The 12419-nt window shown below is 69.2% G+C and carries 11 protein-coding genes and 1 tRNA gene; 5 read left to right on the top strand and 7 right to left on the bottom strand.

The features are described from left to right. Positions 1–260: 260 nt before the first annotated feature. A tRNA-Asn gene (locus ON34_RS07475) sits at positions 261–333 on the bottom strand. 204 nt (positions 334–537) lie between these two features. Between ON34_RS07475 and ON34_RS07470 the strand changes: the two genes are divergently transcribed. Then, entirely contained in the window at positions 538–783 is a 246-nt protein-coding gene (locus ON34_RS07470; protein ID WP_040776008.1) for a hypothetical protein, read from the top strand. 69 nt (positions 784–852) lie between these two features. Here ON34_RS07470 and dnaG read toward each other — a convergent pair whose 3' ends face one another. From dnaG to ON34_RS07450, 4 genes are all read right to left on the bottom strand, one after another. Beyond that, complete coding sequence (gene dnaG, locus ON34_RS07465; protein WP_040776007.1) at positions 853–2772, bottom strand: DNA primase; 1920 nt, start codon at positions 2770–2772, stop codon at positions 853–855. Positions 2773–2999: 227 nt separating this feature from the next. After that, entirely contained in the window at positions 3000–4259 is a 1260-nt protein-coding gene (locus ON34_RS07460) for a deoxyguanosinetriphosphate triphosphohydrolase (RefSeq protein ID WP_040776006.1), read from the bottom strand. A 6-nt stretch (positions 4260–4265) separates the two neighbouring features. Then, positions 4266–4946 (bottom strand): YdcF family protein, encoded by a 681-nt coding sequence (locus ON34_RS07455; protein WP_040776005.1) that lies wholly within the window; start codon positions 4944–4946, stop codon positions 4266–4268. Between the two features lie 93 nt (positions 4947–5039). Next, positions 5040–5717 (bottom strand): MBL fold metallo-hydrolase, encoded by a 678-nt coding sequence (locus ON34_RS07450; protein WP_040776004.1) that lies wholly within the window; start codon positions 5715–5717, stop codon positions 5040–5042. 30 nt (positions 5718–5747) lie between these two features. Between ON34_RS07450 and ON34_RS07445 the strand changes: the two genes are divergently transcribed. Then, positions 5748–7721, top strand: coding sequence for a TPM domain-containing protein (locus ON34_RS07445; protein WP_040776002.1), 1974 nt, complete (start codon positions 5748–5750; stop codon positions 7719–7721). Positions 7722–7938: 217 nt separating this feature from the next. Here the strand turns inward: ON34_RS07445 and ON34_RS07440 are convergent, their stop codons facing one another. Beyond that, entirely contained in the window at positions 7939–9201 is a 1263-nt protein-coding gene (locus ON34_RS07440; RefSeq protein WP_051022239.1) for a phthiocerol/phthiodiolone dimycocerosyl transferase family protein, read from the bottom strand. Positions 9202–9271: 70 nt separating this feature from the next. On the opposite strand from ON34_RS07440, the gene ON34_RS07435 reads away from it, so the two are divergent. Continuing rightward, positions 9272–9880, top strand: coding sequence for a TenA family protein (locus tag ON34_RS07435; protein ID WP_040776001.1), 609 nt, complete (start codon positions 9272–9274; stop codon positions 9878–9880). A gap of 145 nt (positions 9881–10025) precedes the next feature. Here the strand turns inward: ON34_RS07435 and ON34_RS07430 are convergent, their stop codons facing one another. Beyond that, positions 10026–11417, bottom strand: coding sequence for a glycine--tRNA ligase (locus ON34_RS07430; RefSeq protein ID WP_040776000.1), 1392 nt, complete (start codon positions 11415–11417; stop codon positions 10026–10028). 194 nt (positions 11418–11611) lie between these two features. On the opposite strand from ON34_RS07430, the gene ON34_RS07425 reads away from it, so the two are divergent. Continuing rightward, entirely contained in the window at positions 11612–11959 is a 348-nt protein-coding gene (locus tag ON34_RS07425) for an ArsR/SmtB family transcription factor (RefSeq protein ID WP_040775999.1), read from the top strand. 3 nt (positions 11960–11962) lie between these two features. Then, the gene (locus ON34_RS07420; RefSeq protein WP_040775997.1) at positions 11963–12397 is read left to right on the top strand and encodes a Fur family transcriptional regulator; all 435 of its coding nucleotides are present in this window, start codon (positions 11963–11965) and stop codon (positions 12395–12397) included. The last annotated feature ends 22 nt before the right edge of the window (positions 12398–12419 follow it).

The following is a 12419-nucleotide window of genomic DNA, read 5'->3' as shown; positions in this document are numbered from 1 at the left end:
TCGTCGTAGACAGCATCGATCTCACACCGAGACAGTGCCTGCCGGGCCCCCAGCACCGCACAACCGACGAAACCGGGACGAACGCGTCACTGTTCGGAATCATCATGGTGACGCCGTTGGACGACTCGGTCAGGTTTCGACACGACCGGGCGACGAAACGTTCGGTGGCGAATCCTTGGCGTTTTCTTGGTGAGGGTCCGATCAGTGGACCAAACGAATGAAGCCCCTGACCATACTTCCTGGTCAGGGGCTTATTCCTGCTCCCCCATCTGGACTCGAACCAGAAACCTGCCGATTAACAGTCGGCTGCTCTGCCAATTGAGCTATAGGGGATTGCTCCCGGCGCGTCCGGTGGCTACCGGGCGGGCCGAGGAGAAACTTTAGCGTATCGCTGGGCAGGAGCCCAAATCGCGTCGCTACCTGCTGACTTGTCCGCCGCTGGCGGGGGCGACGGCAGCGGGTGGCCGGATCGACACGCGTATGGGGCGTCGGGCAGGATAGGAGCGGCGAACTGGCAACTGGGAGGAGCACATCGAGATGCTGCGGTTGATCATCGGCATTGCGGCCGGGTACGTACTCGGCAGCAAAGCCGGGCGGGCTCGCTACGAACAGATCAGCGCCGCGACCCGCGCGCTGACCGAGAGCCCGGTGACCCGCAAGCTCGTGCTCGTCGGCAGACAGAAACTGGCGGACAAGCTCAGCACCCGCCCGCGCCTGGAGCCGATGGAACCGCTCGACGAGCGGACCACCGTCCTGGTGCCGCACGACCAGTTGCGGCGCTGACCTGGGCCAACCCGGGAACGGCACGCGCTTGGCACCGGATGTGCGCGGAATCACGCCGCGGCGCGACCCCTACGCCCCGGTGGCGAAGTCGTCGTGGTTGCCCATCGCCTGGGTGAGCAGGCTCTTACGGTATTGCTCCAGCGCGACCAGGTCGCCGAAGAGGGCGAAATAGGCGTCCGGCTGTTCGGTCGACGACACCCGCTGCAGCTTGGACTTGAGTTCGGCGATCTGCCTGCCGACCCAGGCCTCCTGGGTGCGCGCCAGCACACCGGCGATGAAGCGCGGGATATCCGCCTCCGACTTCACCGGCAGCGGCTCGGTGGCCAGCTCCGACAGCAGCGCGCGCACGGTCAGGTCGTCGGTGCGATCGGCGACGGCATTGACCCACTCGGCGCCGCCGAGCCCGGCCGCCGTGCCGCCCGCCGCGGCGATCAGCGTGCGAACGACCGCGTAGGCGGGATGGGTGAAGGCTTCGGACTCGAGGGCGTCGAAACCCGCCCCGGCCATAGCTGGGTATTGGAGGGCCGCCGCCAGCACCTGTCGCTGCGGCAGGAGCGTGGGATCGTTCGGATTAGGCCGTGCCGCAGGATGTTCCGCGACCACGTCGCGCGGCGCGGGCGCGCGACCCGCCGTGGGGCGTCCGCCGCCGTTGCGATGCCGCTTGGCCTCCTCGCCTACCCGGCGCACGACGGTCTGGATGTCGTCCCAGCCGACCCACCCGGCCAGTTTGGTGGCGTACGCCTTGCGCAGTGCGTTGTCCTTGATCTGCGCGACCACCGGCACCGCACGGCGCAGCGCCTCGACCTGTCCCTCGGCGGTATCCAGGTTGTGGTCGGCCAGCAGCCCGCGAATCACGAACTCGTACAGCGGGGTTCGACGCGCGACCAAGTCGCGCACGGCGGCGTCACCGGAATGCTGGCGCAGTTCACACGGGTCCTGCCCGTCCGGCGCGATGGCGATGTAGGTCTGGCCCGCCAGTTTCTGGTCGCCCGAAAAGGCTTTCAGCGCCGCGGCCTGACCGGCGGCGTCGCCGTCGAAGGTGTAGATGATCTCGCCGCGCCAGAAATTGTCGTCCATCATCAGGCGGCGCAACAGGGCCAGATGCTCGTCGCCGAAGGCGGTGCCGCAGGACGCGACGGCGGTTTTCACCCCGGCCAGATGCATCGCCATGACGTCGGTGTAGCCCTCGACCACCACCGCCTGGTGTCCCTTGGCGATGTCGCGCTTGGCGTGGTCGAGACCGAACAGCACCTGAGACTTCTTGTACAGCAACGTCTCCGGTGTGTTGATGTACTTGCCGGGCATGGTGTCGTCGTCGAAGAGCTTGCGCGCGCCGAACCCGATGACGTCGCCGCCGAGGTTGCGGATCGGCCACAGCAGACGCCGGTGGAAGCGGTCGATCGGGCCGCGCTGGCCCTGCCTGGACAGTCCGGCGGCTTCCAGCTCCTTGACGTCGAATCCCTTGCGCAGCAGGTGCTTGGTGAGCGTGTCCCACCCGGCGGGGGCGTAGCCGCAGCCGAACTGCTGGGCGGCGGCGGCGTCGAAGTTGCGATCGGTGAGGAACTTGCGCGCCGCCTCGGCGCCCGGCTCACGCAGCTGGGCCATGTAGAACTCGTGCGCCGCCGCGTTCGCCGCGACCAACCGGGCGCGGGTGCCGCGATCGCGCTGTACCGAGGTGCCGCCGCCCTCGTAGTTGATCCGGTAGCCGATCCGGTCGGCCAGCTGCTCGACCGCCTCGACGAACCCGACGTGCTCGATCTTCTGCAGGAAGGCGAACACGTCGCCGCCCTCGCCGCAGCCGAAGCAGTGGAACAGGCCGTGGTTGGGCCGCACGTGGAACGACGGCGACTTCTCGTCGTGGAACGGGCACAGGCCCTTCATGGAATCGGCGCCCGCGCGTTTCAGCGCGACGTACTCCCCCACCACGTCTTCGATCCGGACGCGTTCGCGTATTGCCGCGATATCGCGATCAGGAAGTCGTCCGGCCACGGCACAGAGTCTAGGCGAACCGGGCGGCGCAGTGCCCGCGCGGCTCGGGGGCTGGACGGGGGCTCTGCCTTCGCCCGGCACTTCGGTCGGCCGCCGCTGTTCCGCGGGGTACCGCCGCCTTGCTTGTCCGGGGCGCGAACTGCGTGCTGCTTCGCCCGGCTAGGCCGCCTTTGGCATTGCAGGCTCTGCGCTGGGTAAGCGGATGGGGTTGAACCCGGCCGTGCCCGTCAGGCGCGCAGCTCGACGGCGACGCGCTCGAGGCGGCTTTCGGTGTAGGAAGCGATCTGGTCGACGATGACGCGCACGCGGGCGGCGTCGTCGGTCGCCGCGTCCCAGAACGGCAGCAGTACCGGGTCGAGGCCGTGGGGGGCGGTGGCCAGCAGCCGGTCGGCTACCGCGAGGATGCGTTCGCGCTGGGCGGCCTGCCGCAGCCGGTGCGCCGGGTCGGACATCACGTAGCGCAGCGCCACCGTCTTCAGCAGCGCGACCTCGGCGGCCACGATGCGAGGGACCTCCAGGTCGGCGGCGTAGCGGGACAGCGGTTGCGGACCGGCGACCGCCTTGGTCGCCATGATCGCGGCGGTGGCGAAGCGGCCGACGAGCTCGCTGGTCAGGCGTTTCAGCGCGACCGAGGCGGTGAACGTGCCGTCGTACCCGCTCGCCGCCGCGACCACCGGCAGCTCCGACAGCCGTTGCGCCGCGGCGATCAGCTCGTCGGCCGCCAGCGAATGCTGGAACTGGCCGAGCGCCGCCAGCGCGTCCTGTTCGGCGGGGTCGGCCAGCGCACGCAAATCGATGCGACCGGCGAGCACGCCGTCCTCCACGTCGTGCACCGAGTAGGCGACGTCGTCGGACCAGTCCATGATCTGGCATTCCAAGCTGCGCCGCCGATCCGGCGCACCCTTGCGGATCCACTCCAGGCGCTCGGCGTCGACCTCGTACGCGCCGAATTTCGTGCCGGGCCCCGTTCGCCCCCAAGGGTATTTGAGCGCCGCGTCCAGTGCGGCGCGAGTGAGGTTGAGACCGGCGCTGGTGCCGTCGGACTCGAGCACTTTGGGTTCGAGACGGGTGAGGATGCGCAGGTTCTGGGCGTTTCCTTCGAACCCGCCGTAGGCGTCGGCGAAGGTGTCCAGTGCCGTCTCGCCGTTGTGGCCGTAGGGGGGATGACCGATGTCATGGGCGAGACCGGCCAGGTCGACCAGGTCCGGATCGCAGCCGAGGCCGTCGGCGATGCTGCGGCCGATCTGCGCGACTTCGATCGAATGAGTCAGCCGGGTGCGCGGTGTGTCGCCATCGCGCGGGCCCATGACCTGTGTCTTGTCGGCCAGCCTGCGCAGGGCCGCCGAGTGCAGCACGCGAGCGCGGTCGCGGGCGAACTCGGTGCGGTGGCCGGTCTCGAACTCACTGCGCGGCGGGCCGAGGCCCGCGGTCTTGGCGCCCTCGACGACGAGGCGTTCCCGGTCGTGCTCGGTGTATAGGCCGTTCATCGAAACTCACTGTCCCGCCGTGTAGCTGAAGTCCGCCGAGAAGTGGGTCAGTTGGTACCACAGCAGTGCGCCGGTCTCCCTGGCGATGCCGTGTGCCTGGGATTCGCGAGTGTAGACCGCCGGGCCGGTCCTGGTGGGCGCGGTCCAGGCGGCCAAGCCCTCGTCGCGGGCCATGGTGCGGGTGCGCAGCGAATGCCACGGATCGCTGACCAGCACCGCCGAGGACATATCCCGGGCACGCATCGCCGTCGCGACCGCCTCGACGCTGCGCAGCGTGTCCGAGCCGGTCTCCACCGCCAGGATCTTGTCGCTCGGCACACCGCGCGCCTGCAGGTAGTTCTTGCCCGAGGCGGCTTCGGTGAACAGATCGCCCTCCTGCTTGCCGCCCACGGTGATCACGCGTGGGGCGACACCGGCGCGGAAGAGCCGGTAGGCCCGGTCGAGCCGCGCTTCGAACACCGAGGACGGCGTCCCGGAGTACTGCGCTGCGCCGAGCACGACGATCGCGTCGGCCTTCGTGTAGTCGTCGATGCGCGCGACCTGCCAGACACGAAACGCCGTTCCGCCCACCAGCACCGCCGCCATCGCGACCGACCCCACGACCAGTCGGCGCGACCAGCGCAGCAATCCCGCACCGAAGCCGCGCGGCCGTGCCGGATCGGGAGCCCGAACAGTTCGGGTGCGCATCGTTGGCGAATCCACTCCCCAAGTCTGCCAGGAGCGGCGCCGGAGCCTTGGACGGCTGACGACGTTCGTGACTGCGCTCGCTGGCGCTCGGATCTACCAGCCCCGCGCTTGCCAGTCGGAAAGGTGCGGACGTTCGGTTCCGAGCGTGGTGTCGTCGCCGTGTCCGGGATAGACCACCGTGTCATCCGGGTAACGGTCGAAGAGCTTGGTCGTGACATCCGTGAAGAGGGTGGTGAAGTCCCGCCGAGATGTGGTGCGGCCGACGCCCCCGGGGAACAGGGAGTCGCCGGTGAACAGGTGGGTGCGATCGGCGTCGTCGGTGAGTGCCAGGGTGATCGAGCCGGGCGTGTGGCCGCGCAGATGGATGACCTCGAAAACCAGGTCGCCGATCCGGATGACGTCGCGGTCGGTGAGCAGCCGGTCCGGGCGGACCGGGAGCGCGTCGGCGTCCAGCGGATGGGCCGCGGTCGGTGCGTCGGTCGCGGCGACGGTCTCCTTCAGCGCCATCCAGTGGTCCCGGTGCTGGTGCGTGGTGACGATCAGCTGGACTCGCCCCGGCGCCTCCTGCTCGACCAGGGCGGCGATGCGCGGCGCCTCGTTAGCGGCGTCGATGAGCACAGCCGCGCCGGTGTTCGCGCACTGCACCAGGTAGCAGTTGTTGTCCATGTGGCCGACCGACATCTTCACGATGCGGCCGCCGGGGACATCCCGCTGCTGCGGGTTCGAGTCCGGCGACACGTGGCCGGTATACGGGCGATCGATGGTGATCACGAAACGATGCTAGCGAGCTAGATTCGTGCCATGGCACTGCCGCCGCCCAATCGCCTCGCTCGCCGGCTCGCGATCGGCGTCGCGCTGGCCGCCATCGCCCTGTTCGGCGGCGGGACGGTCGCCGCGGAGCCGCCGCTGCGGATGAACACCTACGTCGAGGACCCGGCCGACGCGCTCGACGACCTGCAACGCGTCCGGGTACGCGGTCAGGTCGACCAGCTCTACGCCGACCAGCAGATCCGGCTGTGGGTGGTGTACGTGCGCGACTTCGACGGCCTCGACCCGCGCGACTGGGCCCGCCGCACCGCGTCGATGTCCGGATTCGGTGAGCGGGATCTGCTGCTCGCGGTCGCCACCGAGGATCGCGCGTACCGGCTCGAGGGTGAAGTGCCCAGCGGCGTGAGCGATTCCGAACTCGACCGCATCCTGATCGAGGAGGTCGAACCCGCCCTGCGCGACGGGCGGTGGGCCGACGCCGGGATCGCCGCGGCCGACGGTTTGGACGCGGCGATGCGCGGCGGCGGAGTGAGCGGCCGTGCTCTGCTGGTCATCGGTCTGCTGGTCGTCGTCGTGGCCGGTGGACTGCTCTGGTACGCGCGCAAGCGCCGCCGGGAACGAATCGAGGCCGAACTGGCGGCCGCTCGGCAACTGGACCCGGAGAACGCCACGGCACTGTCGGCGCTGTCGCTGGAGGCGTTGCAGGCCCGATCGCGGGAGGCGCTGGTCGAGATCGACAACGCGGTCCGTACCAGCGGCGAGGAACTCGATTTGGCGACCGCGGAGTTCGGCGTCACCGCCACCACCCCCTTCCGCACCGCGCTCGAGCGCGCGAGGGCAGCCGCGGCCGAGGCTTTCGCGATCCGGCAGCGCCTCGACGACGCCATCCCGGAGACACCGGAGCAACAGCGTGATCTGCTGGTCGAGCTGATCGGCACGGTCGGGCGCGCCGACCGGGAACTGGACGCGCAGGTCGCCGAGTTCGACGCGATGCGCGATCTACTCCTGGGCGCCGAGGCTCGGTTGGACGCCCTCACCAGGGATGTCGTTGACGTCACCGCACGCTTTCCCGGCTCCGAAGCCGAACTGCACCGGCTCTCCGCCGCCTATCCGGCCGGTGTTCTCGCGCCGATCCACGACAACGTGCGGATGGCCCGCGAGCGGATCGCCTTCGCGGAGCAGAACATCGAGGCGGGTCGGTCCGCGCTCAGCCGTCCGGTGGGCGAGCAGGGCGGCGCGGTCGCCGCCATTCGCTCCGCCGAGGCCGCGATCGGTCAGGCTCGCGCCCTGCTCGACGCGGTGGACAACGCGGCGACCACCATTCAGCAGGCCCGCGACGGACTGCCCGGCATGCTGGACGAGTTGCGCCGCGACATCGCCGCCGCCACCGAACTGGCCACCCACGGCGGGCCGGAACTGGCCGCCGCACGCGCCGCCGCCCAGTCCGCCCTGGACACGGCGGCCTCCGCGGCGGACACCGACCCGCTGAGCGCCTTCCATCACGCGGTGACCGCCGACGCCGATCTCGACCGCGCCCTCGCGGCCGCCACCGATCGCAAGCTCGCCACCGAGGACCTGCGGCGCAGGCTCGACCGCGCGCTCACCGACGCCCGCGCCCGGATCGGCGCGGCCGCCGACTACATCGCCACCCGCCGCGGCGGGATCGACGCCGAAGCGCGCACCCGGCTGTCGGAGGCACAGCGCCATCTCGACGAGGCGCAGCGGGTGACCGTCAGCGACCCGGCGGAGGCACTCCGGCACGCGCAGGCGGCGGCGGACCTGGGCGGACGTGCGCTGCAAGCGGCCCAGACGAGCGTGCGGGCTTGGGAGAGCAGCCGGACTCCGTCCGGCAGCGCGCACACCGGGGCGATACTCGGCGGCATACTGCTCGAATCCCTGCTGCGCGGGGCGGCCAGCGGAGCACGACACTCCGGCGGCGGCTGGAGCCCCGGCTCGTACGGCGGCTCCTCCGGCTCCCGGAGGATCGGGCGCGGCGGACGATTCTGAGCTCGACCCTGACACCGTGTGACGCCGTAGACCACGACGCGTCATGTTCAGTATCGGAGACTTCGCCAGACACGGGCGTGTCGGTGCGCACGCTGCACCTCACCCCGGACGGAGAGCACGATTTCGCGGTGGTCGACCTACCCGCGATCGACCGGGCCGCGACCGTCGTGCACCGCGGCAGCATGGAATTGGTACGGAGGCGGCCGCGGCCGATCGCTCAGCGGGCGCAGACCGCCGACAGTCCGGTCAGCTCGGTTCGCACCGCAGCGAGCAGGCCGTCGGCGTGCGCGCCGCCGCCGAGCACGCCGACGGTCAGCTCGCGTGCGAAGGTGTAGACGAGGAAAGTGATCGCGGCCGAGGCACCCGCGGAAGGGCGGGGATGGGCGGACAGATAGACGATCTCGTAGTCCGTCAGTTCGATGGTGGGCGGTGTGCGGAAAGCGGGGACGACGCCGGTGTTGGTCACGGCTATATGCCCGGCGAGGGAGTGGGTCCTGTTCGTGCCGTAGAAGTCCGGGAAATGCAGAACGGACTGCTGCACGATGCCTTCGGAGAGATCGTGCGCCAGTCGAGCCGAGATGCGCTGTGCCAGTTCGACGAGACTTGCGGCCGGGTCCACGTGTGCTGCGAACGAAGCCGACCCGGCCATATTGGTGCCTGCCGACGCGGAGACCGGTGGCTCGAGCCGCCTGCGCAGATCCACGGGATACAGACAACCCAGCGGGATCGCGCCGCCCGCGGGATCGCGGGCGTACGCGCGGAGCAATGCGGCGGTGAGCAGACCGTTCATCGGCACACCCGCGGTACGGGCGAGCCCGACGATCCGCGCGGTGGCGTCCGCGTCCAGCCGCACACGTCGTGGGCGTGCCAGGGCGCTCGGGATCGGCCGCTCGTTGTCGGCGGGCATGTCCCGTGCCTCCGGTGGGAGGGGCTTGGTCACATCCTCGAATCCGGACGCGGCGGCCCTGACGATGCCGCGCGCCGCGACATACCACTCCAAGGAGCGGGGAAGCTCTTGCGGCACAACAACTATCGGCACCTGCTCGACGATGTCGGTGTAGAACGCCCACAGCCGCGTCAGGAGTTCGACGCAATGCCCGGCGTCGGCGACGCTGTGGTGGACGAACAGCGTGACACGCCAGCGGTCCGCGCCCGAGTGGACGACGTCCAGGTACGCCAACTGGGCCGCCGGGTCCGCCACGGGAACGCCGACCTCAGCCACGTCACCCTCGCGCACCGACGCCCGGGCCCATGCCCGCTCGTCGGGATGCAGCAGATAACCCTGCCCCGCAGCGTCTTCCACGATGCGGCAACCCACCACCGGATAGGCGCGCCGCAACGTCGCGAATGCCTCCCGCAGCGCCGCGGGGTCGAGCGCTCCCCGCACCGACACCGACCGGCCCGTGTAGGTGCCGTGCCGCACGAACCGCTGCTCAGAGGGCGCCAACACCCGAACCAGATCGTCCTCATCCCATGACATCCCGCAAGGGTGCGGCACCGTCGGCACCTGCGCAAACCGACCGGGCGGACGGATGCGGAAGACTGGCGGTATGAGTCTCGCGGCACATTTGCAGGACGTCGGCCTGCCGTCGGTCGAGGAACAGCTCGCCCACCCCACCGTCGTGGGCATCGCGGAGGGCACTTTGCCCGAACCGGTCTTCCGGTTCTGGCTGGAGCAGGATTATCTGTTCCTGCTCGACTACGTCCGGGTGTTCGCCCGCCTCGCCTGGCAGGCCCCGGCCGACCACCTCGGCGACTTGGTCGACCTCGCGCACGCCACCTACCACGAGGAGCTGTCGCTGCACCGCTCGCTGGCCGCCGAGTTCGGCGCCGATCTCGACGGGGCCGTCAAAGGCGCACCGTGCGCGGCCTATACGGCGTTCCTCCTGAAGTCCGCCGCGTCCTATGGCGATGGTCTCGCGGCCCTCTATCCGTGCATGTGGGGGTATTCGACCCTCGGAGCGCGGCTGGCCCAGAACCCGCCCGCCGAGCCGCGCTACCGCCGCTGGGTCGACACCTATGCCGATCCCGGATTCGCCGCCCTCACTCGTCGCTGCGCGCAGATGCTCGACGAGTCCGGCGCCGATCCGGTACGCGCGGAAGCACTGTTCCGGGAAGGGATGCGCCATGAGCTCGCGTTCTGGGACGTTCGGCGCTGAACCCCGCGCACGGCCGAAGGGGGCGGTGCCCTGGGCTGTCGCGCTGCTCATTCCGACCACGATCGGAATCATCGTGCGCAAGGACGGTTCCGGAACGACAACGCCCCGTGACCGATGACCGGCCACGGGGCGACGCCAGGCGAACTCAGGCGCCGATCAGGTGCTGGGCCAGGTAGCCCTCCACCTTGTCCAGGGCGATGCGCTCCTGGGTCATCGAGTCGCGCTCGCGGATGGTCACCGCCTGATCGTCGAGGGTTTCGAAGTCGACCGTGACGCAGAACGGCGTGCCGATCTCGTCCTGACGGCGGTAGCGGCGGCCGATGGCGCCCGCGTCGTCGAATTCGACATTCCAGTTCTTGCGCAACCGCGCCGCGAGGTCTTTCGCCTTCGGCGTCAGGTCGGCGTTGCGCGACAGCGGAAGCACCGCCGCCTTCACCGGGGCGAGACGGCGATCGAGACGCAGCACCGTGCGGGTGTCCACTCCGCCCTTGGCGTTGGGCGCCTCGTCCTCGGCGTACGCGTCGACCAGGAACGCCATCAGCGAGCGGGTCAGACCGGCGGCCGGTTCGATGACGTACGGGATGTAGCGCTCGTTGGTGGTCTGGTCGAAGAAGCTCAGCTCGGTGCCGGAGTGTTCGGAGTGCGTCTTCAGGTCGAAGTCGGTGCGGTTGGCGATGCCCTCCAGCTCACCCCACTCGTTGCCCTGGAAGCCGAAGCGGTACTCGATGTCGGTGGTGCCCGCCGAGTAGTGCGAGAGCTTGTCCTTCGGGTGCACGAACAACCGCAGGTTCTCCGGGGTGATGCCGAGGTCGGTGTACCAGGAGAGCCGGGTCTCGATCCAGTACTTGTACCACTCCTCGTCCTCGCCCGGCTTGACGAAGTACTCCATCTCCATCTGCTCGAACTCGCGGGTGCGGAAGATGAAGTTGCCCGGGGTGATCTCGTTGCGGAAGCTCTTGCCGATCTGCGCGATACCGAACGGCGGCTTCTTGCGCGCGGTGGTCATCACGTTGGCGAAGTTCACGAAGATGCCCTGGGCGGTCTCCGGACGCAGGTAGTGCAGGCCTTCCTCGGACTCGATCGGGCCCAGGAAGGTCTTGAGCATCATGTTGAAGTCGCGCGGCTCGGTCCAGCGGCCGACGGTGCCGCAGTTCGGGCAGGCGACGAGCTCCATCGACACCGCGTCCGGGTCATCGAGCTTGTTCTTCAGCGCGTACGCCTCCTGCAGGTGGTCCTGCCGGAAACGGTGGTGGCAGTGCAGGCATTCGACCAGCGGGTCGTTGAACACGCCGACGTGGCCGGAGGCGACCCACACCTGGCGGGGCAGGATCACCGAGGAGTCGAGGCCGACGACGTCCTCACGGCTGGTGACCATGGCGCGCCACCACTGCTTCTTGATGTTCTCCTTGAGCTCGACGCCCAGCGGCCCGTAGTCCCATGCCGACTTGGTGCCTCCGTAGATCTCACCGCACGGGTACACCAGACCCCGGCGCTTGGCGAGGTTGGCAACGGTGTCCACCTTCGACTTGGGTGCCACGCGAGAATTCTCCATCCACTGCGAGTCGGATTGTTGATTGCACCAACACAATAGTTTTACGTCGGCGCTGCGATTGTGCCCAGCCTATCGGCACTGCGATGGCCGGTTTCAACCGCAGGTACCCGCGCGTCCGTTTGACATGCGCACCTGTGCATATGCAAACTGGTAATGCTTTCCATTAAGGAGTTGGTGACATGACTACCGAGACCGCCGCGGCGCCGCACAATCCATATCGGTCGCCCGGCCCGGCGCCGGTTCCCGCGCGGACCGTGCTGGAGGACGCGGGTGAGTTGTTGCGGGCGCTGGCCGCGCCGGTTCGTATTGCTATCGTGCTGCAGTTGCGCGAGTCGCCGCGCTGTGTGCACGAATTGGTCGACGCCCTCGGTGTCACCCAACCACTGGTCAGTCAGCATCTGCGTATCCTCAAGGCCGCTGGCGTCGTGCACGGGGAGCGGTCGGGTCGCGAGGTGCTCTACGAACTCGTCGACGACCATCTGGCGCACATCGTCGTCGACGCCGTCGCACACGCCGAGGAAGGGTGATTCGTGCCAGAGAACACGGCCGCTCCGCAGAAACCGGTCGGCATCCGCAGCACCAGGCAGCGCAGCGCCATCGCCGCACTGCTCGGTGACATCGACGAGTTCCGCTCCGCCCAGGAGCTACACGACGAGCTGCGCAAACGTGGCGAGGGCATCGGCTTGACCACGGTCTACCGGACGCTGCAGTCGCTGGCCGACGCCGGCATGGTGGACGTGCTGCGCACCGACTCCGGTGAATCGGTCTACCGCCAGTGCTCCACCGGCCACCATCACCACCTGGTCTGCCGCAACTGCGGCCGCACCGTCGAGGTGGAGGGCCCCACCGTCGAAGCATGGGCCGAGGCGATCGCGTGCGAGCACGGCTTCACCGAGATCAGCCACACCCTCGAGGTGTTCGGCACCTGCACGTCCTGCGTCGAGGCACGTCGGCCGAACAAGTGACGCCAGGAGGGCCGCCTCGACG

Origin of the sequence: Nocardia pneumoniae NBRC 100136 (assembly GCF_000308755.1) — a bacterium.
Classification (GTDB): domain Bacteria; phylum Actinomycetota; class Actinomycetes; order Mycobacteriales; family Mycobacteriaceae; genus Nocardia; species Nocardia pneumoniae.
The sequence above is the reverse complement of the archived record's forward strand: the minus strand, read 5'-3'. Positions and strand labels throughout refer to the sequence as shown.